Source organism: uncultured Phocaeicola sp. (genome assembly GCF_948499155.1).
In the GTDB taxonomy this organism is placed as follows: Bacteria; Bacteroidota; Bacteroidia; order Bacteroidales; family Bacteroidaceae; genus Phocaeicola; species Phocaeicola faecalis.
The window spans coordinates 1-26,016 of the sequence record NZ_CAOOSE010000003.1; the positions used below are offsets into that span (position 1 = coordinate 1).

Genomic DNA, 26,016 nt, shown 5'->3' on the forward strand with positions numbered 1-26,016 from the left:
ATACAAAGGATTAGAGTTAGAAGCCAACATAAATGGCTACGCAACATATGAATTGTTATGTTGTGCACAACATAATAATTCCACGACGACATAGGCGTGGAGCTTGATATTATATAGGATCAGGTCGGCGAAAAAGTCACTGTCCCCAATCTGGAAATGTTTCTGTCTGGCAACGAAAGCAAAGCCGTTACCCATTTCCAGCAAGTAACGGGTTACATGCTTTACCAGCTGTTCTTCTATATCCCTTTCGTCAGCCTTTTCCTTTGCTCCTGCCAAGTCAAAGATATACGGGTCTTTTAACAGATAATTGGCAAGATCGCTTTGAGGTGCCGGAAGTGTGGCAGTGAAGTTGTTTACCTTGTTACTCTTGATTTGTCTGTCATACAGATTACTTTCAATCTGCATTTTCAGCACATTACTGCTCCAACCCATTTCTACAGATTGTTTCATATACCAATACCTTACACCTAATGGTAGCGGATTATTGAGTATGACCATATGGCTTGCCCAATTTATCCTTGCAATCGGTGATGCCAAGAATAAATTTTCTATTTCCTCAATCTTTATTTGATAAATGGCAGATACTGTTTTTGCCACATTTAGAAATTGCGCAGGAACTTCCTGCGTAATTTCTAAAGATTGATTATCTGTAGATTGTATTTGCGCAGTAAGCTCCTGCGTAAATTGTCCGCTATTGAGCTTAAGGACTTCATTAGTAATGTTTTGAATATTTGGGACCGACAGTATTGAATCTGCTTCAATAAAACTACGAAGTACATTTAACGGATATAAACGGGCAAACTGGCACATATAAGTAAGATTACGCTCCGAATATCCCTTCTTTTCAGGATAATTGAATCTGATTGCTTGTGCCAACTTCTTGATAATTTTACCACCCCAGCCATGCAGGTTTTGGTGGTACAGTATATAATTGCCCATTTTCCAGTAATGGAACAACATCTGGGCATTGGCTGCGGTAATGAGCCGGACTTGTGCCTGTTCTATTTCCGAACCGACAGCATGGACAAAGGCATCAAAATGACCTTTCTTTATATTATGTTCGTTGTTATTTTCCATATTACTAACTATTACTTAACAAAGATAACTCTAATAATGGATAATCTGTGAAACAGACTGATACTTTTATAGTTGGTTAAACTTGTTCATTGCATTAGCCTTAATATCATCGGCTATGTCAATGTAGGGCTTCATGGCTTTATAATCACTGTGTCCTGTCCATTTCATTACAACCTGTGCCGGAATACCGAGAGCCAGCGCATTACAGATGAATGTTCTTCTTCCTGCATGAGTACTGAGCAATGCGTATTTCGGGGTAACTTCATCTATGCGCTCATTCCCTTTATAGTAGGTTTCACGTATAGGTTCGTTAATTTCTGCCAGTTCTCCCAGTTCTTTCAGATAATCATTCATTTTCTGATTGCTGATAACAGGCAATACCATGTGGTTTTCAAAATGGATGTCCTTGTATTTTTCAAGTATGGCTTTACTGTACTTGTTCAGTTCAATACTCAGACTATCTGCCGTTTTAACGGTGGTGACTTCTATATGGTCGGACTTGACATCACTTCTCTTTAGGTTGCGAACATCTGAATAACGCAGACTGGTAAAGCAACAGAACAGGAAAACATCCCGGACACGTTCCAGATACTGTTTGTCTTTGGGTATCTGATAGTCTTTAAGTCTGTTCAGTTCTTCCCATGTCAGGAAGATTACCTTCTTGGGGGTGGTTTTCAATTTCGGTTTGAACGTATCGTATGCTATATTCTGGTGATAGTCTTTCTTGAAGCTCCACCGCAGGAACCATTTGAGGAATCCCATTTGTTTACCGATGGTACTGTTCCTCATATCCTTTTTGTCGCGCAGGAAATTGACATATTCGTTCAGTCCGAATTCATTGAAATATTCAAAGGTTAAATCTTCCTTGAACTCCTTGAGGTGATTTTTAACGGCTGCAAACTTTTCGTATGTGGATTCAGTCCAGTTATTCTGGTTGCCGCATTCTTTTACAAATTCATCGAATACCTCCCAAAAACTTATCTTTACGTCTTCCTGGTCTTCACTTGTATCTTTCATCCGCAGGTTGAATGCGTCCTTTAGCTGTTGGGTAGTGGGCATGGCTTCCTGTACCTCAAATTCCTTGAACACGTTTTGAATTTCGGTATAGTATTTCAGCAGATCGGCATTGATTTCAGATGCACTTTGCTTTAGTTTGTTGGTACACCCGTTCTTCACTCGCTGCTTGTCAGCATCCCACTTGGCTACATCAATGCGGTAACCCGTTGTAAACTCAATGCGTTGGCTTGCGTATATGACGCGCATACGGATGGGGACATTCTCCACAATTGGCACACCGTTCTTTTTCCGGCTTTCCAATGCAAAAATGATGTTTCGTTTGATATTCATAATTGGGTGCGTTTGAAATTCTACACCCAAATATACACCCAATATTTGGAATAGCAAAAGATATTCAGAAAGATTTAGATTTACTATGTATTCCAAATTGTGTGTGATTATCAGTAATTTGTAATTTTATGATATTTCTTGAATGTATAGGTTCGAGAGCCTGTCTCTCCGCAAAAAAAGGTGCAAATCAAGTGATTACGTGATTTACACCCTTTTTCTATATCCAAAAATATAAACTTCAGATAGTGTGTTATGGAATGTTCAGGCTGATACATCTTCTTTAAAGTTTGGTCGCTTCAAAGAAAGATACAATTGGGTTGATACCGAAACTTCTTTAGAAAAAGATTTCAGGTATCTTTAAACAGGCTCTAAAACAAGTCTTAAAGAAATGCATGTAATTAAAGAAAATGTTGATAGTTTGTTTATAAACGAACTTTTAATAAAATGTAAGATTATGAAACTCGTTTGTTATTTGATGTTTTTTTTATTCTTTGGAATAACCTCTTGTACTAGTACTAGTAAAGAGGAACTGAAATACGGAACAATAGATGTTATAAACCTTAAATTATATCAGAAAGAAAATATAATACGACTGTCAGAAATAGCAGATTCTATTCATTATATTTCACTAGAAACATTAGACTCTTGCTTGATTGGAGCTATCGATAAAATACTACGGACTGATAATGATGATATAATTGTAGTAGATAAGGATGTGGCTTCTTCTATTTTTGTATTTAATGATGAAGGGCGTTTTAAATGTCGCATCGGTACACGAGGACCAGGTATGGCGGAATATATTAAAATAGAAGATGTGACTTATGGATATGGATTTATTTATGTATGGGATAGCGCACAAAAGAAAGTCTTGAAATATTCAGAGAATGGTGACTTTCTAGATTCTTATAAGTTTGACTATACAGCTTATTCGTTATGTTGTATAAATGAAAATCTGTTATCGTTTTGCTGTGATTATACTCCAAACTATTCATTATATAAGGATAAAAAATATCCAAGCGTGATATATTTCAATACAGTAGAGAATGAAATTGCTGGATATTTATATTTTAATGAAGATGTGAACAACTTGGCTTATACGTCCACACTAAATAACTTGTATGACAAGAATTTATATTTGCCATTAAATGATACTATTTATAGACTAGATGCAGATTTAATATCGGCAAAATGCCTTTTGAAATATGATGATAAATATTTGTTATATAAAAATGAGTACATAGAACGCAGTTATACTGAACGAATGACCGTAAATGATGCCGAAGAAGCCTGTAATGAAGGAAAATTCCCTCAATTGATAACATATTTTTCATGTGATAATGTGCATTTATTATTCATGCGTATGAATGGTTTTCTTTATTTCGGTTTTTATTATCCTGATACGAAAGAATACAAAGAGGCATCTTCTTTTGGGAAAATTCCTATAGAGAATGATATAGATAAAAGTTTTTTGTTTTCTCCGCGATGTGTTGAAGGAAATAAAGCTTATTGTGTTATAGAACCTTCTGAAATACCGGAAAATAATAATTTACCCATAAATGTTGGGATTGATGAAAACCCTGTTTTAGCTGAAATCTATATGAAGTATGGAAATAAAAAATAGAAGAATTAATATTGATATTAGAAAAAATGAGAAATGCTTCAACAACTATTGAAACATTAAGCTTAGAATGGTATGACGGAGCCTGACACAATGACATATATACATGCAGGCTTATGCATACGTACGTGTAGGCTTATGCGTATATACGTGTGGACCGATGCGTATATATGTGCAGGCTTATGTCACCGTATGTGTGACCGATGCGTGCGCATTTAAATATAGGCAGCCCACACAGAGTGTGGCTAAAAGACCTTGATGTTTTCAAAAAAGCTCGGTATGTTTTCTAAAAACATCAGCATCTTTTTTAAAAAGCTCGGCATGTTTTTCATGTAGGAGCAGATAAGATTACCCTCCCCTCACTAATCCGGTCATTCCTTTTTCTCCGTTCATCCTTACATTTGAATCAAAACATGCGGAGAATCAGTCGGTTAAGAATGACAGGACATCCCTTCATCCTCCTTTCAGCCGTGCTGCCCAAGTCCTTTCAAATCTGCCTTCAATTAGTCAATCAAAAACAGGAGTACACATTAAGTACACAAGGAGTACACATTAAGTACACAAAGAGTACACATTAAGTACACAAAGAGTACACAGGTATGCATTAAGTACACAAGGAGTACACATTAAGTACACAAAGAGTACACAGGTATGCATTAAGTACACAAGGAGTACACATTAAGTACACAAAGAGTACACAAAGAGTACACATTTAGTACACATTGCCTTACGGATGAAAGGAGGCTGAAAGGGTGATGACGAGCTGTCTATTCACTACCGGAACGCCCACCAACAGGACGTTTCAATGGCTGATGAAAGGAAGAAACGGCTCTTCGGACAAGGGTACAGAGCGGTGAGGCTGTGACTTTTTATGTGGCAGACAGCATTGCCAGATACATTTGCGCCAATAGAAAAATGAGCGTGTATCAAGGAAATGCAAAATGCGAATAAAAAAATTGCTTTTTATTCGTCGACTAAAAAATATTTGTGTAGTTTTGCTTTAAATGATAAAGGCATATGTATGTGTTTGGGGTAACATAATAATTAATCGATTTGATATGAAAACAAAAGGACTGTTAAGGATAGTAGTGTTATTCTGTTGTATGATAGGATTTGCCGGATGTAATGACGATGAATCTGGCTTTTCATCTGCTGAAATTCAACAAGCACTTTTCGACATGAAAGGCACGTACAAGGGTACCGTGGAAGTTTCATATTATAGAGGTAAGGAAATTGCAACCTTTCCCGATGGAATAGCAGTGTCAAAAGATTCTCTAATATTTAAATTGCCTTTATCGCCTATTGCAGAGATGATTAAAGATGAGAACATATCACGGCACTTAAGGGAAATAGGTGATGTTGAAGTAAAAGCAGGATATGAATTCCATCAGATGGATCAAGGTGTCATGAACTTTGTCCTGCACCCTGAAAATATAGTCATTTTAGGCGGATATGGTGCTCCATCGTCAGTGAGAATAGAATTCTCTCAAAATTTTGGAGGTGATGCAGAAATATATAGCCAGTTTATGATGTTTAATATTTCACCGACAGAATTGTGGATAGGCAATGAAAAATCAGAAGATTTTTCGCAGCTTGTTTATCATTTCAGCGGTAGTTATGAATGAGCGGGAATTGCTTTCGCACAGAATCTCCATGAATAGAAGGTTTCATCTTTTTTTAAGACTCAGGTCTTTTAGTTTTGTGAGTGCCGATAGTCATTCGGTGTACAGCCTGTCACCTTTTTAAAGATGAAACTAAAATATTGTACGTTGGGGTAGCCCAGCTGCTTGGCTACAGCAATGGGGCTATTGTCGTCTTTCAGTAATAATTGCTTGGCTTTTTCCAGTTGCTTGAATTGAATGTATTCTTCCCATGTCTTGCCTGTTTCGAATTTCAGCAGATCGTTAAAATAGGCTGCCGAGAGATGGAGCTTTTCTGCAATATGGTGAGGAATGGGGAGTTTGCCGCTTTGCAGTCTGCCGGAAGCCATGCAGTCGTCGAGTATCTTTTCTGTTGCTTCTAAAATAGCTTTGTTCTTGTTTTCCCTTGTAATGAACTGACGTTCGTAGTAGCGTGTGCAATAGTCTAGAAAGAGTTCAATGTGCCTTGAGAGGATGGTGCTGCTGTGTGCGTCGATTGGATGGTGTAACTCATCCTCTATATTTTCGAGGCAACAGGTTATCTTTGATGTTTCGCGTTGGGAGAGATGGAGTGCTTCTTCTTTCCGGTATTGGAAAAAAATATAGTTCTTGATATGGCTTTTCAGTGAGGTCTGAGACAGTAAGTCGGGATGAAAGGCCAGCAGATATCCTTTATCGGGGAGTGTGTTGTCCTCACTCATGCGAAATATTTCGCCGGGAGTGAGGAATACCATTGTGGCATTGGAATAGTCGTAATACTTACGGCCGCAGCAACAACAGCCGTCGGGACATTCCTCAATGAGCAGGATGGCATAGAATTCAAACTTCACGGCTTCCTGTTCCAGATTGGGATTTTCCAAATTAATGATGCTTACTTGCGGATGCCATGTCTTACAACCTAAATTTCGATTGCACTCGTATACACTTTTGAGGTCTAAAATCTTTTTCATTTTTCGGCTTCTGTTTTCTTACTCGACAAAAGTAAAGAATCATCCGGACTTCCTCATTACCCTGATTACTGATTATACAACCTGAGTTACGGATTATAATGAGTAATGCCGGAACTCATAGGCAAGGAACTGTAATTGAGGTTGGAACATCCGTAATTGAGGTACAATGGGATATGGTGGAAACCGCTACCTTTGCTGTTGTGAAAATTAATAGTGAAAACAGTATGAGAAAGTCATTAAGAAGTTTATGTGCGGCAACGGCGATAAGTCTTTGTGCCATGGGAAACCTGTTTGCGGTAGACAATAATCATTCTAACAGTGTTTATATGATAGAGAAAAAACAAAGTTTGGTTCAGGAGTGGGACAAAGTATTCCCACAGAGTGACAAGGTGCGTCACACGAAAGTGACTTTTCGTAATCGTTACGGCATTACCCTGGCTGCCGATATGTACATTCCCCTGGATGCTAAGGGAAAGTTACCTGCCATTGCCATAAGCGGTCCTTTCGGTGCAGTGAAGGAACAGGCTTCGGGGTTATATGCGCAGGCTTTGGCAGAGCGTGGTTTTCTGACAATTGCTTTCGATCCTTCGTACACAGGAGAAAGTGATGGCGAGCCCCGCTATGTGGCTTCGCCCGATATTAATACGGAAGATTTTTGTGCAGCAGTTGATTTCCTTTCCATACGTGATGATGTAGATGCAGAGCGTATTGGTATTCTCGGCATTTGCGGATGGGGCGGCATGGCGCTCAATGCAGCAGCTGTCGACACCCGAATCAAAGCAACAGTTACTGCAACCATGTATGACATGAGCCGTGTGAATGCCAATGGTTATTTTGATTCAATGAATGCCGATGCACGTTACGAATTGCGTAAGCAGCTCAATGCCCAGCGCACGGAAGATGCGAGGAACGGTTTGTATGCTTTGGCCGGGGGAGTGGCGGACCCGTTGCCTGCGGATGCTCCCCAATTCGTGAAAGATTATCACGGTTATTATAAGACGGAACGCGGTTATCACAAGCGTTCGCTTAATTCTAACAATGGGTGGAACAAGACTTCCTCACTCTCATTCATCAATATGCCTATACTTTCGTATAGTGATGAGATTCGGAGTGCTGTGTTGATGATTCATGGAGAAAAAGCCCATTCGCGTTATTTCAGTGAAGATGCTTTCAAGAAGTTGAAAGGCGGGAACAAGGAATTGTTAATCATTCCCGGTGCCAATCACGTGGATTTGTATGATAATCTGAATGTAATTCCGTTTGACAAGATAGAACGGTTTTTCCGTGAATATCTTAAATGATAAACATTGGCCGGCCGGTAGCAGGGGGTAGGTGGAATCACCTTTCCTGTGTCCGGCCGGCTAATAAAAGATTGTTTTACTGGTTCAATAGTCTGATATTGATAAGCTGTCTACCTTCAATGGGGATTCGTTCTGTCTTGAATTTGTTTCCGCTGACCACTAATGTATCAGTTGACATTGCCGGCAAAGAATAGCTGCCGGTAGCGTCTGTGACCGTTTCTTTCTTTCCTGCTTTAATGGTTACTTGCGGCAGCAGGTTGGCCTGCACGTCTCTTACTGTGCCCTTTACCACTACAGGGGTCGAAATCACATTTGTGGCGGTTGCCTTTTTATTCTTGTCTTTGGTCAGGGGAATCACTTTTTCCCGGTTTCTGTCCACAGTTATGATTTTCTTAATGCGAATATCATCGGAAGCGCGTCCTATCTGCAATTCAAAAGCTCCGGGTTCCACCACTTTTTCCATGTTCTTATTGTATAAGGCCAGTTCGGATACCGGGATAGACAAAGTCGCTTGCGCTGTCTCGCCTTTTTTAATCATTATTTTGGTAAATGCTTTCAACTCATGTATCGGAGTGATAACGCTGGCTGTTAAGTCGCGAACATATACTTGCGGCACTTCCAAACCATCATAATGCCCGGCATTGCGTATCGTTACTTTTATTTCTATATGGTCGTTGAGTTGATAATCTTCTTTGGAGGTAGATGCCGCCAAATATTCAAATTCAGTGTAACTGAGTCCCTGTCCGAAAGCCCATAGCGGCTTGGGGGATGAGAACACATAGTCTTTGCCCGGTTTGTTGGGAACGCCGGGTGAACGGTAAAAGCCTTTGTCTGTCGGCAGATAGTTGTAATGGCAAGGCAGATGACCGACACTTTGCGGGAATGAAAAGTTCAACTTACCCGACGGATTTACTTTTCCGAATAATACATCGGATAAAGCATGTCCGCCTTGTTCACCGGGATACCATTGTACCAAAATGCCCGGTATGTTTTCTTTTATCCATGGCATAGCAAACGGTTTGCCTGAAAGTAAGACAACAATAGTGGGTTTTCCGGTAGCATGAATACTCTTGACTAATTCTTCTTGTATTCCTGTCAGCGTCAAATCACTCAGGTCAAATCCTTCTCCACAAGTGGCATTACTGTAATCTCTGGCTAATGAAGCACTGGCCGAACCGATTACGACAATACAAACGTCACTTCTTTGTGCCGCATGGATAGCTTCTTGCATATTCAAGCGGTTGTCTGTTACCAAATCACAGCCTTTAGCATAGTTTATCTGTATGCGATTGCCGCATTGTTCTTTAATGGCATCCAATAAAGTTACTCCGTCTTTATTGTCGCGGCTCCAGGTGTAATCGCCAAATTGCACTTGGTCAGCGTTGGGGCCGATTACGGCGATTGATTTCAGTTGGTCCGACTGTAAAGGTAAGATATGGTTGTCATTCTTCAGTAGTACAATGGATTCTTCTGCTATCTTGCGTGCTAATGCTATATGCTGTTCAGAATGAACAACTTTATCATACGATTTTTCATTCGGCAATGCATAGTCGAATAATCCCATTTCGAATTTTGCTCTGAGGATGCGGCTGACTGCTTGGTCGATATATTTGATATCTAAGACACCTGTTTCCACTAAATTTTGTAGTTCTGCATAGCTGTTGTCCGAAGCTTCCGCATCCAGTCCGGCCGTCAAAGCTTGTAATGCGGCATCTGCACTGTTCTGTGCTGTCTTATGGAAATAATTCAGCATTCCAATTGCTCCCCAGTCCGAATATACATAACCTTTAAATCCCCATTGATTACGCAACAGTTCAGTCATTAAATAAGAAGAAGATGAGTTGGGTTCATTGTTCCATGAGTTATAAGAGGACATGACTGCCCAGGGAGATGCTTCCTTGATGACTGTTTCAAAGGGTTTCAGGTAGATGGAAAGCAATTCGCGCTGTCCACATGCAACTGATGCCAGGTTTAATCCCCCTTGGGGCGTTCCGTGTGCCCCAAAGTGTTTTATCATGGGAGATACCTTGTTGTCTAAATATCCTTTCACTTGTGATACGCCTATACGGGAAACCAGAAAAGGGTCTTCACCAAAACATTCTTCTACCCGGCCCCAGCGCAAGTCACGGCATACATCGATAACCGGAGTTAATGATTGTGTAATGCCTTGTGCTTTGAGTTCACGGGCGATGGATGAAGTCATGGCGTAAGCTAAATCGGGGTTGAAGGTACTTCCCAATGCAATGGCTTGCGGGAAAATGGTCGACCCGTCGTGCACTGAGCCGTGCAGAGATTCCGTAACCGTAAATATCGGAATTCCCAAACGAGTCTTTTCACGCATATATTTTTGTACTTCATTCATTAAAGTCTGGCATTCTTTTCCAGGTAATGTGATTGCTTCAATGAACCCCATGCTTTTACCATTCAACATTTGATTTAGTTTGGCTTTGTCAAGTTGTCCATTTTCCATAATGGAGTAGGCATGAATGTGACGCATTTGCGAGATTTTCTCTTCCAAGGTCATTTGATTTAATAGACTTTGTACGCGATGTTCTACCGGATAAGAAGGGTTCTTATAGTCTTGCTGTTTCTGGGCAAATGAGCCTGCAGAAATCAAGAGGGCGGATAAGGTGTAAATAAGTGTCTTTTTCATTATTCGTTATGTTTTTCAATAATAAGAAAATAGTTATGTACTAAGGTACACACTTCATTGGACAATGGGTATGAGTGAATAGTCTCTTTTATTTCCAAATATAAGAAAAATGTGCTATAAAGGAAATAGTTGGTGATAAAATGTTTGTCATCTTATTATAATTGTTACCTTTGTGGGTCTTATAATTATGGAAAACCATGAAAATAACAATTCTACAAAGAAATATAGAATGGGCGAATCCTCAAGTAAATATAGAACGGGCTGATGAGGCTGTCAATCGCTTGCCGGATGCTGACTTGTTTGTCTTGCCCGAAATGTTCTCCACCGGTTTTTGTACTAAGCCAGAGGGCGTGGCCGAGAGCGCCGACAGTGAGACATTGCACTGGATGCAACGTAAAGCGGCCGAACGCAATTGTGCTATTGCCGGAAGTGTGGCAGTGCAGGAAAATGGAAAATATTATAACCGTTTCTATTTTGTACATCCCGATGGAACGGTGCAGCATTATGATAAAAAGCATTTATTCACTTATGGGGGAGAGGATAAGCAGTTTACTGCCGGTACCGAAAGGGTTGTGGTACACTATCGGGGCGTGCGTATTCTGCTGGAAGTATGTTACGACCTCCGTTTCCCGGTGTGGTCTCGTAATTTAGGCGACTATGATATGATACTTTATGTAGCTAGTTGGCCTACCCCCCGTGTAGATGCATGGAGTGCATTGCTCCGTGCCCGTGCCATAGAGAACCAATGTTATGTGGCAGGAGTCAATCGGATGGGAACTGACCCGGCTTGCGAATATTCGGGCGGAAGTGCTATTATAGATCCGTATGGAAAAACGATGGCCGAATGTCCCTGGAGCTGCGAAAGCGAAGCCACTGCAGAGATAGATATGGAGAAATTGGCAGCATTTCGTGAGAAATTTCCGGTGCTGGATGATGCCGATTCTTTTAGCTTGCTATAAAAGAAGAACGGATGAAATCGAATAATAACTAATAATATAAATAGATAATGGCAGAAAAGAGATTATTGTTGGGCGATGAAGCGATTGCCTTGGGAGCGATACATGCCGGAATATCGGGTGTGTATGCTTATCCGGGAACACCGTCTACAGAGATTACAGAATTTATACAAAATGATAAGCTGGCACAGGAAAGAAAACTGCATAGCACTTGGTGTACGAATGAAAAGACTGCAATGGAGGCTGCCTTGGGGATGTCTTATGCAGGCAAGCGTGCTTTGGTATGCATGAAACATGTAGGTATGAATGTGGCTGCCGATGCTTTTGTCAATTCAGCGATTACAGGGGTAAATGGCGGACTGGTGGTGTTGGCTGCTGATGATCCGTCCATGCATTCTTCACAAAATGAACAGGACTCCCGTTTCTATGGAAAGTTTGCAATGCTTCCCATTCTGGAACCGTCAAATCAGCAAGAGGCTTATGACATGATGAACTATGCCTATATGCTTTCGGAAAGGTTGAAGTTACCGGTATTGATGCGTGTTGTCACTCGTTTGGCACACTCACGCTCCAGTGTGGAAGTGGCAGGAGTCCGGGAAGAGAATCAACTGAATCCCGACTGTGAACGTACTCATTGGGTATTGTTGCCGGCTATTGCACGCAATCAATATGCTGCTTTGATAAAGAAACAGGAACGGTTGGATGGGGCTTCAAAGATGTCGTCATACAATGGTTTGGAAGGTTTTAATCCGCAAGGTGATTATAAGTATGGTATTATTGCCTGCGGTATCGGATATAATTATGTGAAGGAGAATATAGCGGACGATGGCTCTGTTCCTGTATTGAAAGTATCACAATATCCTTTACCGGCAGATATGATTCAGGAGATGGCGGATCATTGCGAATATATTTTGGTTGTGGAAGACGGGCAGCCTTTCGTGGAAGAACAGGTGAAAGCTTTTCTTGGTTGCGATTATCCTGTGAAAGGCCGTTTGACCGGTGACCTTCCCCGTACAGGCGAATTGACTCCCGACAATGTGGGCAATGCTGTCGGTTGGGTTACCCAATGTTCTTTTGTTACTCCACAGGTGGTGATGCCCCGTCCTCCGGCTTTGTGTCAGGGTTGCGGTCACCGTGATGTGTACGATGCATTGAATAAGGTTGCTGCCGAATATCCCGGTGCACGTATTTTCGGTGATATCGGTTGTTATACTTTGGGTGCATTGCCTCCATTCCGTGCTATCGACAGTTGTGTGGATATGGGTGCTTCTATTACAATGGCAAAAGGTGCTGCGGATGCAGGTGTCTTTCCCGCTATTTCCGTTATCGGCGACTCTACCTTTACTCATTCGGGTATGACCGGATTGTTGGATGCCGTCAATGATAAAGCGAATATTACGGTTATTATTTCTGATAACCTGACCACAGCCATGACCGGTGGACAGGATTCGGCAGGTACAAATAAGTTTGAAGCCATTTGCCTGGGATTGGGAGTAGAGCCTGAGCATGTACGTGTGGTGGTTCCGTTGCCTAAGAACATGGAGGAAATAACCCGCATCATCCGCGAAGAAATAGAATATAAAGGAGTATCTGTTATCATTCCGCGCCGTGAATGTGTGCAGACTTTAAATCGTAAATTGAGACAGAAAAGAGTAGAAAAGGCATGAGAAAAGATATTATACTTTCAGGGGTAGGAGGACAAGGTATCCTCACTATCGCTACTATTATAGGAGAAGCCGCAACTGTTGCAGGGCTTAACTTGAAGCAAGCCGAAGTGCACGGCATGAGTCAGCGTGGAGGTGATGTACAGTCTAATCTCCGTCTTTCGGACGAATCACTCCACTCAGATCTCATCTCATTGGGAAAAGCGGATTTGATTATTTCCATGGAGCCTATGGAGGCTTTGCGCTATCTGCCTTATCTGGAAAAAGAGGGATGGGTGGTTACTTCGGCAAATTTGTTTAAGAATATTCCCAATTACCCCGATGAGGAGGAGCTGATGAGAACATTGAATACTCTTCCGCGTGTAGTCCAACTGGAAATAGAAGATATAGCGAAGGAAAATAATATGCCGAAATGTGCGAATGTCATCTTGTTGGGTATGGCTGCTAAATTTATTGAAATTCTGTCACCTGAACAACTGCGTGAAAGTATTGGCCGGGTGTTTGCTTCTAAAGGTGAGAAAATCGTGGAAATGAATAAGCAGGCTTTTGATATAGGTTTGAAAGCAGTGAAGAACTGGTAAGATGCTATGAAGATATTTAGTGAAGAATTGGTAGAGAGAGCTGTGTCGGAACTGCATATTGCCGACCTCTCACAGGCAACCATCGGTGATGTATTGTTGGTTGCCCAATATCTGGAAAAGGAAACCGGTATTCCTTTTATTCGAATGGATCAGGGATCTCCGGGGCTTCCTGCCAATCAAATAGGCATCGAAGCCGAAAAAGCGGCACTTGACAGAGGAGTCGGTTCACAATATCCGGCTGCTGCGGGTGTGGCAGAGTTGAAGAATGAAGCTTCCCGCTTTGTAAAGGCATTTATGAATGTGGATGTTTCTCCGCGTGCCTGTGTACCGACTACGGGTTCGGTTGCAGGTTCTTTTGGCTCGTTTATTGCTTGTACGCAGCGCATTCCCGGTAAAAACAAGGTTTTGTTTATCGATCCCGGATTTCCGATTCAGAAATCCCAGCTTCGCATTATAGGAGTACAATGGGAAGAGTTTGATGTTTACGATTATCGGGGGGCCGCTTTGCATGATAAACTGGAAAGTATGTTGAGCACAGGCGAAATAGCCGCTATTGTATATTCCAATCCGAATAATCCGGCATGGATTTGTTTGGAAGAGGAAGAATTGGCCATTATCGGTGAACTGGCAACTCAATATGATGTGGTTGTGATGGAGGACTTAGCTTATTTCTGCATGGATTTCCGTCGTGATTTGGGACATCCGTTTGAACCGCCTTATCCTCCTACGGTAGCACGTTATACGGATAATTATATTTTAATGTTGTCTTCTTCCAAGATTTTCAGTTATGCAGGCCAGCGCATGGCATTGACATGCATTAGTGATAAGTTGTTTGACCGTCAGTATCCGGCATTGGCAGAACGCTATAAAGATGCAGGTGTCTTCGGCCCTACTTTGATAGCTTCCATTCTTTATATGATAACTTCGGGTTGCACGGCATCCACTCAATATGCTTATGCAGAGATGCTCCGCCTGTCTACCGAAGGTAAGATTAATTTTGTGGAGGATACTCGTGAGTATGCTCGTCGTGCCGAACGCATGAAGAAGATATTTACCGACAACGGTTTCCACATTGTTTATGATTATGATGCGACTCAGGTGGTTGGAGACGGATTTTTCTTCACTATCGGTTATGGCAAGATGAAAGGTGGCGAGTTGCTGCGTGAATTGTTGTATTATGGTGTGAGTAGTATTTCGCTTTCGACTACCGGAAGTGAGCAGGAAGGTGTGCGAGCTTGTACTTCAAGAATGAGAGAAGAACTGTATCCTGTCATGGAAGAACGTATGAAGGCTTTCCATGAAGATCATCCATGATATATGAAAGAATGACATAAATAAAATCAATCTATTACTATGATTTGGAACAACAATAAAGAATGTATGAGCCGGGATGAGATGCATGCGCTTCAAAGCAAGCGCTTGCAGAAATTGGTAGCGCTGGTCTATCATAATGTCCCGTTCTATCGTAATAAAATGCAGGAAATGGATTTGTCTCCCGATGATATCCGTAGCATTGATGATATCGTGAAACTTCCTTTTACTACCAAACAGGATTTGCGGGACAATTATCCTTATGGGCTTCAGGCGGCTCCTGCCTCTGAAATAGTGCGTGTGCATGCCTCTTCGGGCACTACAGGAAACCCTACCATTGTGGGCTATACGCGTCGTGACTTATCTGTGTGGTCGGAAGTAATGTCTCGTTGTCTTGCCGCTTATGGGGTGACTCGGGAAGATACGTTCTCGGTGAGCTATGGTTATGGCTTGTTTACCGGCGGTTTGGGTGCTCATTATGGTGTGGAAAATTTAGGTGCGACGGTTATTCCGGCATCTACGGGAAATACTGAGAAACATGTGCGTCTGATTCGTGATTTAGGCATAACCGGTATTGCTTGTACTCCGTCATACGCTCTTTATCTGGCGGAAACGGTGGAACGCATGGGACTTACTAAAGATGATATAAAACTGCGTATCGGTGCTTTTGGTGCAGAACCTTGGACCGACAATATGCGCAGGGAAATCGAGGAACGGCTGGGCTTGAAAGGTTATAATCTGTATGGATTGAGCGAAATTATGGGGCCGGGCGTTTCTTTCGAATGTCAGGAACAAAATGGCTCACATATTAATGAAGATCATTTCTATCCTGAAATTATTAACCCTGAAACATTGGAGCAACTTCCTAACGGACAGCAAGGTGAGTTGGTATTCACTACACTTACCAAAGAAGGAATGCCGTTACTGCGTTACCGCACAAAAGATTTATGTTCGTTGATGGAGGGTACTTGTGCCTGTGGCCGTACCAGTGTTCGCATGAGCCGCATCATGGGACGTAGTGATGATATGCTGATTATTCGTGGTATCAATGTATTTCCCTCACAAGTGGAAAGTGTTATATTGGGAATGCCCGAATTTGAACCTCAATATATGTTGGTGGTTGACAGGCAAAACAACCTTGATATCCTTCAGGTTCAGGTTGAGGTTCGTCGTGACTTCTTCTCAGATGATTTAGGCCGTATGCTTGCTATGAAAAAGACATTGAGTGACAAATTGAAGAGCGTGCTTTCTATCAGTGCGGATATTAAACTGATGGAGCCGAACAGCATCAGCCGTAGCGAAGGAAAGAGCAAACACGTGATAGATAAACGAGTATTAAAATAAAAATCTTACGCAATATGACAATTAAGCAATTATCTGTTTTTCTGGAAAATAAAACCGGAAGAATTAATGATGTAGCAAAGACATTGGCGAAGTATGACATTAATATGCACGCGTTCAGCATGGCTGAATCGACTGATTTTGGAATTCTTCGTCTGATTGTTTCTGATGTCGATAAAGCAGTGGAAGCGCTCCGTGCTGAAAACTTTGCTGTAATGCTGACCGATGTGGTATGTATCAGTTGCCCGAATGTGGCAGGTTCTTTGTCGGCAATTCTGGAATGTCTGGCTGTCGAACAAATTTTTATTGAATATATGTATGCTTTCGCTCAGGGCGATACGGCAAACGTGGTCATACGTCCTAATGACTTGAAGAAATGTGTACAGGTATTGGAGAAATGTCAATGTGATATTCTGAATAAAAACAGTTTGTAAGATTTTCGTTTATTCGTTATGATATAGAAAAAGGCAGTCTCGTTTGTCGGGACTGCCTTTTCTGTTGGAGTAGGTTATTAATTATTCGGCGATACAAATAGAAACACGGTTTTCTTCAGCTGTTGAGAACGGCTGAACTGTGTCACCTTTGTAATCTACATTAATTCTGTTTTCAGTGATACCTTTAGCTTTCAATGCTTCTGCAACAGCATTGGCACGCTTTTGCGAGATTGTTTTGTTGTAAGCGGCAGTACCGGTTTGAGCATCTGCATAACCGGTGATAGTTACTTTAGCATTAGGATATTTATTCAAATAATCCACGATGCTGTTTACTTTACCCAGTTCAGCTTCTTTAATTTTAGAAGAGTTGATAACGAAGAAGATGTTTTCTGTCAAAGCTTCAACTTTTACAGGTTTAGGTTCTTCCTTTACAACCGGTTGAGGTTTGGGTTCTTCTTTAGGGGCAGGAGCAGGAGCCGGTTCATAATAAACGGGTTCTGTCTTCTTGTAAGTCTTGCCAAATTTGAAAGTCAAACCTACTAAACCGTTGAACTGCCAGTCTGCATTACCGGCTTTCTTTGAATTGTATTTGTCAGATAATGCGTTGGCATTCACTTCCAAGTTGACGAATACGTGGTCGCTCAAACGAATGTTTGCGCCCAAACCTCCACGTCCTACAATAAAGTTTTTGCTGTCATTCCATAAATATCTTAACGCGTGTCCCTGTGCATTGATAGCTACAGCTTCATCATTGTCAAATGCATGGTTGAAACCTACTCCTAAGAAACCATAAGCATTGAATACACGTTTCGGATTGAATTTGCAGAATAAAGCACTTAAATCCAACATTGCATCTACATTACCCTGTACAAATTTATATTTATACACGGTTGAAGGAGAAGCCCAGGCTCCTTTTGCTTCCCAGGCACTTACTCCGGCACGCAGACCAAATAATGGACTGAATTGGTAACCCCCTGTAACTTGTGCAGCCGGTGATATCAAATCCGAGAAACTAGCCTCACCCAAAGTATGGCTAGCACCACCTTGAATTTGCATAAACCAATGAGGGTTGAATACTACTTTACCTTCTTCTTTCACTTCCTGAGCAAAAGAACTAACTGTGCAAAGAGAGAATGCACAGATTAAGAATTTCTTTGTTAAATTTGAGAGTCCCATTTTCTAAAATATTTTGGTGATTTTGCAAAGGTACAAAAAAATAATATATCAACACGTTTTTTCACAAAAATATGTTGATATATTAACGAAATCGGAATTTGAGCTTACCAAATGAGACTGTAATCCGGTTTAGAACAAACTCCAGGCAACGGTCAGTCCTGCCATAACAATAGCTACCATACTCATTAATTTAATAAGTATATTCAGACTGGGGCCAGATGTATCTTTAAACGGATCTCCCACGGTGTCTCCGGTGACAGTCGCTTTATGTACTTCACTGCCTTTGCCGCCAAAATTGCCTTCTTCCACATATTTTTTGGCATTATCCCATGCACCGCCTGAATTAGCCATGAAAATGGCGAGAACAAAGCCGGATGACAAACCGCCAATCAGTAGTCCGATAACTCCCGGAACACCAAATAAGAGTCCGGTGGCAATAGGTGCAATGATAGCCAGCAGAGACGGAAATACCATTTCACGCTGTGCACCCTTGGTTGAGATTTGTACACATCGTGCGTAGTCGGGTTCGGCTTCACCGGTCAGAATACCTTTTATTTCCCGGAATTGTCTGCGCACTTCTTCCACCATGTGGGCAGCTGCACGTCCCACTGCGTTCATTGTCAGTCCGCAGAATAAGAATGCCATCATACTGCCGATAAACATTCCCGAAAGGACTTTCGGATTCATCAGTGTCACATCATAGTACAGCATATAGTCTGTGAAACTTGCATTGTGTACTTCGACAGTGATACCGTTAGGCAGTTCCAAAATGGTTTGTCCCAATCGTGTCAGACCGATGCGTATTTCTTCTATATATGATGCCAGCAGTGCCAAGCCTGTGAGTGCGGCAGAGCCAATGGCGAATCCTTTTCCGGTAGCAGCTGTCGTATTGCCTAGAGAATCGAGGGCATCTGTGCGCTTACGTACTTCTTCGCCTAATCCACTCATTTCCGCATTGCCTCCGGCATTGTCGGCTATTGGACCGTAAGCATCGGTAGCAAGTGTGATGCCCAAGGTGGAAAGCATTCCTACAGCGGCAATTCCGATACCATAAAGTCCCATAGAGATATTGGCAAAATCAAAACCTGATGCGAGCCAATAAGAAAGGATTATTCCGACTACTACCGCCAAAACGGGGATAGTGGTAGATACCATGCCCAGTCCGATTCCTGAGATAATCACGGTTGCCGGACCGGTCTTTCCGCTTTCTGCCAGACGTTGCGTCGGTTTATAGGATTGAGAAGTGTAGTACTCGGTAGAACGACCGATGATAATTCCCACTATCAGTCCGATAACCACGGCAAATGAGATATTTATCCAATTCTGTAAATTCAGTATCCAAAGGATAAGGAACGTTGCAACAACTATTAAGGCAGAACTTAGGTTTGTTCCGACAGCCAGTGAACCTAACAGCTCTTTCATTCCTGCATTTTCCTTTGTTCTGACAGAGAAGATTCCCACAATGGAGAGAATAATTCCTACAGCAGCAATCAGCATGGGTGCAATAACAGCTTTAAACTGCATGACTGTATCGTCGGTACCTATATAGGCAGCAGCGCCTAATGCAGCAGTGGCGAGAATTGAACCGCAATAGCTTTCGTACAAATCTGCCCCCATACCAGCTACGTCGCCTACATTGTCACCTACATTGTCGGCAATGGTTGCCGGATTGCGTGGGTCGTCTTCGGGGATGCCGGCTTCTACTTTACCTACAAGGTCGGCACCTACATCGGCAGCCTTAGTATAGATTCCGCCTCCGACACGTGCAAATAAAGCCTGTGTACTGGCTCCCATACCGAATGTCAGCATGGTGGTGGTAATGATACACAATTTGGCAGATGGATTCATGACGTCTGCCGGAATACATTTATCCAGCAATAGATACCAAAATGAAATGTCAAATAAGCCGAGTCCTACTACAACCAGTCCCATGACCGCTCCGCTTCGGAATGCGACACGCAAGCCTTTGTTCAAAGAACTGCGGGCTGCATTGGCGGTACGCGCTGAAGCATACGTTGCCGTTTTCATTCCCAAAAAGCCGGAAAGTCCGGAGAAGAAACCGCCGGTGAGGAAGGCTATGGGCACCCAGGCGTTTTGCAGGTTGAAACCATAAGCCATGATAGAGAATAGAATGACCAGTCCCAGAAATACCAGTCCCACTACCTTATATTGCTGTTTGAGATAGGACATGGCGCCTTGACGTACATACAAAGCGATTTTCTCCATCGTTGGAGTTCCTTCGCTTTCGCGCATCATTTGTCTGTAGAAATACCAAGCGAGTACCAATGCCAATAAAGAGGCGATGGGTACAATCCAGAAAAGATAGGTTTCCATACGCAGTATTGATTTAGAAGTTACTTTCCAAAGATAGAAAAAATAAGTGATATTCAAGGGTATAGGACTACTTTTTTATTTGTTAAGGAAAAGAGAAAAGTAATTGGGATATTGTGGGCTGTTAGGGTTGTGGAATATGTTGGGGATGTCTGCGGGAGACTTTTCGGGAAGCGGAAAAGGTTTACCGTTTCATGAGGGGGTGTCGAAACTATTTCGATAAAAGGGAAGTTTCGACACATCCCCATGAAACGATAAAGCTGCCCGGATTCATATAAGCATTCGGACGATATAGTGATAAAAGGTGGACGTGGGAATAGTTATTTCCCATACAACTTATCTATCAAGTCACTACGGCCTATCTTGCGTAATTCATTGATGATGGCACGACGTTCTTCGGGTTTATACCAGAAGAAGAACATTCGTTGCGCCAATTTTTCCTTTTGTGTCTTGGCTGAAAATACCGGTTGCAAAGTATAGGGATGATAGCCCGTATACCAAGCTTCGGTAGCGACGGTCATGGGAGTGGGAGTGAAGTCCTGTACCTGTTCCAAATGGAAGTCTAACCTTTTGGTGATGACTGCCAGCTCTGCCATATCTTCTTCTGTGCATCCGGGATGGCTGCTTATAAAATAAGGAATGATTTGCTGTTTCAGGTTCAACTCCTTATTGATTTTATCGAATGTTTTCTTGAATTCATAGAACTGAGAGAACGAAGGCTTCCGCATGATGTGTAACACTTGCTCGCTGGTATGTTCAGGAGCAACTTTCAGCCGTCCGCTTACATGTTTGGCTATCAGCTCGCGCGTATATTCCGCAGTGCTGCGGTTGACCGCCGGGTCTTTGCTTTGATACTGCAACAGGTCGTAACGTACACCGCTTCCGATAAAGCTTTTCTTTATTCCCGGTATAGCATCTACCGAGCGATAGATGTCGAGTAGCGGGCGATGGTCGGTATTCAGGTTCGGACATACTTTAGGATGGATGCAGGACGGACGTTTGCAATGCCGACATTTGTTTTCATCCATTCCATGCATGGCATACATATTGGCACTTGGTCCTCCCAAATCGCTCAGATAACCTTTGAAATCAGGCATTTCTGTAATTTCTTTCACTTCTTTCAGAATACTTTCCTTGCTTCGGCTGACTATAAATTTTCCTTGATGGGCAGAAATGGTGCAGAAAGCACATCCGCCGAAACATCCCCGATGGAGGTTGACGGAGAATTTAATCATATCATAAGCCGGGATACGTTTTCCCTTATATTTGGGATGGGGCAGTCGGGTATATGGCAGGTCGAAAGACATATCCAGTTCTCCCTGTGTCATTGGAGGATAGGGAGGATTGACCACGACGGTATTGTTTCCTACATTTTGCAGGATGCGGGAAGCTTCGTATTTATTGCTTTCCTCCTCGATGAAACGGAAGTTCTCTGCTTGTTTTTTCTTGTCCTTCAGACATTCTTCATGAGAGTGGAGAATGATGTCGGGCTTTTCCTTACTGTTGTGCTCGGATGTTGTGCTGATGTCTTGGAGCGGATACATGGGGTCGCCCCTACGGATTATGTAGGCTGTTTGTAAGATATCATGTGGAATAGGAAGACTGGCTGCTGTAGGGGCAGACCCATGTGTCTGTCCGGTAGCATCCGTCAGTGCTTTCATCCTTTTACAAAGTTCTGTAATCGGCTTTTCTCCCATTCCATAAATCAGTAAGTCCGCTCCCGAGTCTATTAAAATAGACTTACGCACACAGTCCTGCCAATAGTCGTAATGGGTGACACGGCGTAAAGAAGCCTCGATTCCACCTAAAATGACAGGCACATCCGGATATAGTTGTTTCAGAATCTGTGTATATACAATACTGGGATATTCGGGACGCATATCGTGACGTCCACCGGGGGTATAAGCATCTTCACTGCGTAAGCGTTTATTGGCAGTATACTTATTCACCATACTGTCCATACATCCGGCGGATACACCGAAAAAAAGACGTGGACGCCCCAGCTTTTTAAAATCGCGCAGGTCGTCACGCCAGTTAGGTTGAGGCACGATAGCTACTCTTAGTCCTTGTGCCTCTAATAATCTTCCGATAACGGCTGGCCCGAAAGAAGGATGGTCTACATACGCATCTCCGCTAAACAAGATAACATCCAGGTTATCCCATCCACGCAGTTCAACTTCTTTCTTTGTTGTCGGCAGCCAATCTGTAAGTTTATGTTCTTTCAACTCCTTTTTATTCTTCTTTTTGGTCTTCTTCTTCATCCTGATTCTTTTCTCTTTCCCAACGGATATAGAGCAAAATCAATTGATGAAGTCCGAAGGCTTTCATATTATTATGATAAATCACGTCTATGCAAAGGTCGAGCAATTCTTTGTTGTTTCCCTCTTCGCTAGTAATCAGTGAGCGTATATTCAGTTTTAATTTTTCCAGTACAGACTCATCTACAATGCCGTTACTGTCTATTAAGTGCTGAAATAGAGCATATTTCTCAATCGTTTGCAGGTTTTCTTCTGAAATATCCATGCTACGTGTGCCTGAGGCATTTGTTTGTATAGTGTACATAGTCTTTATTTTAATGGTTTATACGGACAAAGTTAGGCGTTTTTATGAAATAACCTCTACTTTACTTCTTTATTTTCATAGAAAATTCTTATTTGCTTCCGAAGAAACTTAATATTGCACTCATTATCCGTGTCCGTTGCTGCACTTCTTCGATACTTTCAAAAGGAAAACCCAGTACAAAAGTGCGGTAATTGCCTTTGTAGGCAATGCCGGCACTGTAATTGCCGGGAGTGTACACAAAAGTGGAATAAGCCGGTGCGACAGGAGTCAGGCAGTCGGGGGCAGGTACGGCATACGTTTTTTCATTCACGGTGCAGGGAATGGTGAAGTGGGTGTTGGCACCGTAAATATTGCCTGATGTTTTTCCGCCCATACTTCCACCAAAACTGTATTTCAGTATGTTTTCGGTAAAGTCAAGTGCTGAAGGGCCGTTCATATTGCTGCCGATATAAGAACCGCTAACCAATATATTTCCACCACGGCGGCAATAATCCGTGATAAGTTGTTGTATGATAGGGGAGAAAGGTTGTTTCTCTGCACCCATGATGAGGTCTGTGACCGGATAGTCTGTCAGTCGGACAAATCCGTTTTCTACTGATTCGTCGCTGCATGAGACAAAGGAATATCCTCCGGCGGATTGTATGGCTTTGCCGTGCACGAAAGGATAATCGAAAGTGTTTCCGGCTATCAGCATTCCTTCGAGCTCACTGCCACTGTATCCCAGTCCGTCGTTTGTTTCGCGTCCGATGCGGCTTCGGTCAAAGCTTTGTTGTGCACCGCAATAGGCCGGCGTGTGTATATAAGGTATTCCCGGATCTGCCTTCAAGTCAAATCCTTGTATAAAATTCGATTCTACGGTAGCGGGACCGCTTAGACGATTGAATGCATTTACTATTAAAACCGTTCCTTTGCTTTTTCTGGCTTTATAGGCTGACAGGATTTCGGAAGGGAAACTTTCTCCTCCACGATTGACGGTAGTGACTTTGAAACTGTATACCAATCCCGGTTCGGCTTCGAAAGTGTATTCTGTGTCGCGCACCAGTGTACCGTTGTCAAACCCGCCATGCCCCAAACGCGTATAAACGATATATTCCCGGGCTTTTGCCGTGGGTTCCAATGGGTCGTCTACTGCCTGCCAACTTAGGCGGAACGTATTTTTCTTGTTCCCTTCGACAATTGAAAAATTGTTGACCGGCAAGGGTTGTACGACATACTCGGTGCCATGCATAGTGGCTATATACTTTAAGATTGATTTATAAACCGAACGTGCAACCGTGAATTTGAATCGGGGATCATGTCCCAGTTTAAGGTCGGCAAAGTTTTGGTGAGAGAGCAGTTCCAGAATCATGGATGGAACACCCGGCAGGCGTGTTTCACTGTAATTGCGGTTCCATAGACTGCGGCGTGGCCATTGAATGCCGAATCCGGCGGAGATGTCCCGTTGCAGTCCGGTCAGTATCATATCTGCCAAGTCGCGGGAAGCATATCGAGAGATTCCGGCATTTAATTTTCCGTTGTTGCAGTCGGTGGTATAAATACCCAATGTCCCGATCAGTTCGTCCTCTTTAGAGAAACCGGCATCACTGTGCAGCCCGAAAGTCATTTCAAACGGTACTCCCAAACCTTGTTCTTGCGGATTATAGACGGAGCCTCCATTCATATAATTAATCATCCGACTGCGGCTGTTTATATCATCGGTATAATCGTTCTTACCTTCACTGGGGCTATATACACTGTAAGGCATTCCTGCCCATTGTGCTGCATAACGTGCTCCTTCCAGATAACGTGGAAGTCCGCTGGTACTTCCTCTTCTCGAAATATTTCCCATACCTCCCCCGAAGCGGACAGCATCGGCGCATACCACTCCTTTCTGGTTGCTCTCATTACTTAATATCACCATCCCGTAATCATTGGTTCCTTTGTCAAATTCAAAAGTCCCCAAATACACCCAAGTGCCTCCACCTATTTGCTGGTTGACTTTGAATTCGGTCACTCCGCCTTTGTGGAAAACCAGATATTTGGCGTTGCTTATACTTTCGGGCAATGTCTGATAAGAAACGTATACGGCATATTTACCTGTTTCGGGAATGTCGGGAATCCATTGTGCAAAAGCCTTTTCAGGCTTCTTCTCTGTTGCGGCGAAGCGTGCCGTACCGTCTTGAAAGGGATTTTGCCCGTCTGTATAAACCGAACGCTTTTGGGCAAATCCTGCTAATGGGGAAGTTAGCCATTTCCCTTTGCGGCTTTTTACTTCTTGGTAAATGCTGTTTTGTGAAACCGTATTATTGTCTACTATCACTTCATTGCGTTGCCAGTCGCGTTCGCGTGGTGTATAAACAATGGCACCGGCGTTTTCCAGCATGGGGATGATATAAGGAACGACAAAAGACTGTGTGAAGAGATCTTCTGTGGTACAGAATAAACGCGGGCGTTGCCATTCCCAACTGCCTTTGTCATTCTTATAATACTTTCCATGACTTTGCCATAGGGCGATATGTCTGCCTTCCAATCCTTTAGGGGCGGAGTAGGGGCGTGACATATTCTGTACCCAAGGGCTACCTTTATAGTCAATTCGTTGCCACAGCCTGTTTTTATCCTGTTTCTTTTGTAATATATTGGGGATTAATTCTTCAATCGGCTTTCCGTCTGTGTAAATGGTAATGTCGTAATAGTTGACCGGGCCGGGAAGACTTTGTTTCAGCAACCTGTAAATGGCTTCCGTATTTTCAGGTGTGAAAGGTTGGTAGCCAAAGTTTGCATTGGCATAAACATCCAGCTTCTTCTTGCTGTGATTTACTTCATAGCGATCAAGTCTACATTTGCCGATATTAGCATAAGACGTCTCAAAATTGGTGAAGAAATCCTTTAGGCGTTGTTCCACGTTGGCGTCTAAGACTTGTGCCGGCATGTACAATATTCCTGCCATTATCAGCAAGAATAACAAAAATATCTTTTTCATGTTGTCTGTTTCTTTATTTTATGGTTGCGAAGTTAAGACTTTTTGTTCGCTTTGTCATCCTGACTAAGTTATAATGAACCTAAATGAAACGAATTATCTTTAATTTATGCTTTGT

The 26,016-nt window shown here is 42.5% G+C and carries 17 protein-coding genes and 1 pseudogene; 9 read left to right on the top strand and 9 right to left on the bottom strand.

Annotated features, from left to right (window positions below):
- Positions 1–75: 75 nt before the first annotated feature.
- Both QYT14_RS03310 and QYT14_RS03315 read right to left on the bottom strand, forming a co-directional pair.
- Positions 76–1,077 (bottom strand): annotated as a pseudogene (locus tag QYT14_RS03310) (PDDEXK nuclease domain-containing protein); the annotation flags it as partial.
- 66 nt (positions 1,078–1,143) lie between these two features.
- On the bottom strand, positions 1,144–2,424 hold the full coding sequence (locus tag QYT14_RS03315; protein ID WP_005795594.1) for a site-specific integrase: 1,281 nt from the start codon (positions 2,422–2,424) through the stop codon (positions 1,144–1,146).
- A gap of 388 nt (positions 2,425–2,812) precedes the next feature.
- On the opposite strand from QYT14_RS03315, the gene QYT14_RS03320 reads away from it, so the two are divergent.
- Together QYT14_RS03320 and QYT14_RS03325 are read left to right on the top strand one after the other, a co-directional pair.
- Positions 2,813–4,045: a 6-bladed beta-propeller gene (locus tag QYT14_RS03320; protein ID WP_288325216.1), complete on the top strand. Its 1,233-nt coding sequence runs from the start codon at positions 2,813–2,815 to the stop codon at positions 4,043–4,045.
- 1,055 nt (positions 4,046–5,100) lie between these two features.
- Positions 5,101–5,667, top strand: a complete 567-nt coding sequence (locus QYT14_RS03325; protein WP_288325214.1) for a DUF4840 domain-containing protein — start codon at positions 5,101–5,103, stop codon at positions 5,665–5,667.
- A 68-nt stretch (positions 5,668–5,735) separates the two neighbouring features.
- Here QYT14_RS03325 and QYT14_RS03330 read toward each other — a convergent pair whose 3' ends face one another.
- Entirely contained in the window at positions 5,736–6,623 is an 888-nt protein-coding gene (locus tag QYT14_RS03330; protein WP_288325221.1) for a response regulator transcription factor, read from the bottom strand.
- 233 nt (positions 6,624–6,856) lie between these two features.
- Between QYT14_RS03330 and QYT14_RS03335 the strand changes: the two genes are divergently transcribed.
- Positions 6,857–7,933, top strand: coding sequence for an alpha/beta hydrolase (locus QYT14_RS03335; protein ID WP_288325213.1), 1,077 nt, complete (start codon positions 6,857–6,859; stop codon positions 7,931–7,933).
- 76 nt (positions 7,934–8,009) lie between these two features.
- Here QYT14_RS03335 and QYT14_RS03340 read toward each other — a convergent pair whose 3' ends face one another.
- Positions 8,010–10,586, bottom strand: a complete 2,577-nt coding sequence (locus QYT14_RS03340; RefSeq protein ID WP_288325212.1) for a glycoside hydrolase family 3 N-terminal domain-containing protein — start codon at positions 10,584–10,586, stop codon at positions 8,010–8,012.
- Positions 10,587–10,783: 197 nt separating this feature from the next.
- Between QYT14_RS03340 and QYT14_RS03345 the strand changes: the two genes are divergently transcribed.
- The 6 genes from QYT14_RS03345 to QYT14_RS03370 are packed head-to-tail and all read left to right on the top strand — an operon-like array spanning position 10,784 to position 16,873.
- Positions 10,784–11,545: an amidohydrolase gene (locus QYT14_RS03345; protein ID WP_237038378.1), complete on the top strand. Its 762-nt coding sequence runs from the start codon at positions 10,784–10,786 to the stop codon at positions 11,543–11,545.
- Positions 11,546–11,592: 47 nt separating this feature from the next.
- The gene (locus tag QYT14_RS03350) at positions 11,593–13,209 is read left to right on the top strand and encodes a thiamine pyrophosphate-dependent enzyme (RefSeq protein ID WP_288325211.1); all 1,617 of its coding nucleotides are present in this window, start codon (positions 11,593–11,595) and stop codon (positions 13,207–13,209) included.
- Positions 13,206–13,787: an indolepyruvate oxidoreductase subunit beta gene (locus QYT14_RS03355; protein ID WP_237038376.1), complete on the top strand. Its 582-nt coding sequence runs from the start codon at positions 13,206–13,208 to the stop codon at positions 13,785–13,787. The genes QYT14_RS03350 and QYT14_RS03355 overlap by 4 nt, the downstream gene beginning before the upstream one ends.
- Positions 13,788–13,793: 6 nt before the next feature.
- Entirely contained in the window at positions 13,794–15,101 is a 1,308-nt protein-coding gene (locus tag QYT14_RS03360) for a pyridoxal phosphate-dependent aminotransferase (protein WP_288325210.1), read from the top strand.
- A gap of 39 nt (positions 15,102–15,140) precedes the next feature.
- Entirely contained in the window at positions 15,141–16,442 is a 1,302-nt protein-coding gene (locus tag QYT14_RS03365; RefSeq protein WP_237038374.1) for a phenylacetate--CoA ligase, read from the top strand.
- 14 nt (positions 16,443–16,456) lie between these two features.
- Positions 16,457–16,873 carry an ACT domain-containing protein gene (locus tag QYT14_RS03370; protein WP_237038373.1) on the top strand — a complete coding sequence of 139 codons (417 nt, stop codon included), beginning with the start codon at positions 16,457–16,459 and terminating at the stop codon, positions 16,871–16,873.
- 81 nt (positions 16,874–16,954) lie between these two features.
- On the opposite strand, the gene QYT14_RS03375 is transcribed toward QYT14_RS03370, so the two are convergent.
- From QYT14_RS03375 to QYT14_RS03395, 5 genes are all read right to left on the bottom strand, one after another.
- Positions 16,955–18,049 (bottom strand): OmpA family protein, encoded by a 1,095-nt coding sequence (locus QYT14_RS03375; protein WP_237038372.1) that lies wholly within the window; start codon positions 18,047–18,049, stop codon positions 16,955–16,957.
- Between the two features lie 129 nt (positions 18,050–18,178).
- Positions 18,179–20,383 (bottom strand): sodium-translocating pyrophosphatase, encoded by a 2,205-nt coding sequence (locus QYT14_RS03380; RefSeq protein WP_237038371.1) that lies wholly within the window; start codon positions 20,381–20,383, stop codon positions 18,179–18,181.
- 317 nt (positions 20,384–20,700) lie between these two features.
- Entirely contained in the window at positions 20,701–22,605 is a 1,905-nt protein-coding gene (locus QYT14_RS03385; protein WP_288325220.1) for a YgiQ family radical SAM protein, read from the bottom strand.
- 7 nt (positions 22,606–22,612) lie between these two features.
- On the bottom strand, positions 22,613–22,942 hold the full coding sequence (locus QYT14_RS03390; protein WP_237038370.1) for a hypothetical protein: 330 nt from the start codon (positions 22,940–22,942) through the stop codon (positions 22,613–22,615).
- 88 nt (positions 22,943–23,030) lie between these two features.
- Positions 23,031–25,901 (bottom strand): xanthan lyase, encoded by a 2,871-nt coding sequence (locus QYT14_RS03395; RefSeq protein WP_288325209.1) that lies wholly within the window; start codon positions 25,899–25,901, stop codon positions 23,031–23,033.
- Positions 25,902–26,016: the final 115 nt, after the last annotated feature.

What these genes read in the sequence shown, in the direction of transcription:
- QYT14_RS03315 (WP_005795594.1), bottom strand. Translation starts at nt 2,424, where the DNA reads ATGAATATCAAACGAAACATCATTTTTGCATTGGAAAGCCGGAAAAAG.
- QYT14_RS03320 (WP_288325216.1), top strand. Translation starts at nt 2,813, where the DNA reads ATGCATGTAATTAAAGAAAATGTTGATAGTTTGTTTATAAACGAACTT.
- QYT14_RS03325 (WP_288325214.1), top strand. Translation starts at nt 5,101, where the DNA reads ATGAAAACAAAAGGACTGTTAAGGATAGTAGTGTTATTCTGTTGTATG.
- QYT14_RS03335 (WP_288325213.1), top strand. Translation starts at nt 6,857, where the DNA reads ATGAGAAAGTCATTAAGAAGTTTATGTGCGGCAACGGCGATAAGTCTT.
- QYT14_RS03340 (WP_288325212.1), bottom strand. Translation starts at nt 10,586, where the DNA reads ATGAAAAAGACACTTATTTACACCTTATCCGCCCTCTTGATTTCTGCA.
- QYT14_RS03345 (WP_237038378.1), top strand. Translation starts at nt 10,784, where the DNA reads ATGAAAATAACAATTCTACAAAGAAATATAGAATGGGCGAATCCTCAA.
- QYT14_RS03350 (WP_288325211.1), top strand. Translation starts at nt 11,593, where the DNA reads ATGGCAGAAAAGAGATTATTGTTGGGCGATGAAGCGATTGCCTTGGGA.
- QYT14_RS03355 (WP_237038376.1), top strand. Translation starts at nt 13,206, where the DNA reads ATGAGAAAAGATATTATACTTTCAGGGGTAGGAGGACAAGGTATCCTC.
- QYT14_RS03360 (WP_288325210.1), top strand. Translation starts at nt 13,794, where the DNA reads ATGAAGATATTTAGTGAAGAATTGGTAGAGAGAGCTGTGTCGGAACTG.
- QYT14_RS03365 (WP_237038374.1), top strand. Translation starts at nt 15,141, where the DNA reads ATGATTTGGAACAACAATAAAGAATGTATGAGCCGGGATGAGATGCAT.
- QYT14_RS03370 (WP_237038373.1), top strand. Translation starts at nt 16,457, where the DNA reads ATGACAATTAAGCAATTATCTGTTTTTCTGGAAAATAAAACCGGAAGA.
- QYT14_RS03375 (WP_237038372.1), bottom strand. Translation starts at nt 18,049, where the DNA reads ATGGGACTCTCAAATTTAACAAAGAAATTCTTAATCTGTGCATTCTCT.
- QYT14_RS03380 (WP_237038371.1), bottom strand. Translation starts at nt 20,383, where the DNA reads ATGGAAACCTATCTTTTCTGGATTGTACCCATCGCCTCTTTATTGGCA.
- QYT14_RS03390 (WP_237038370.1), bottom strand. Translation starts at nt 22,942, where the DNA reads ATGTACACTATACAAACAAATGCCTCAGGCACACGTAGCATGGATATT.
- QYT14_RS03395 (WP_288325209.1), bottom strand. Translation starts at nt 25,901, where the DNA reads ATGAAAAAGATATTTTTGTTATTCTTGCTGATAATGGCAGGAATATTG.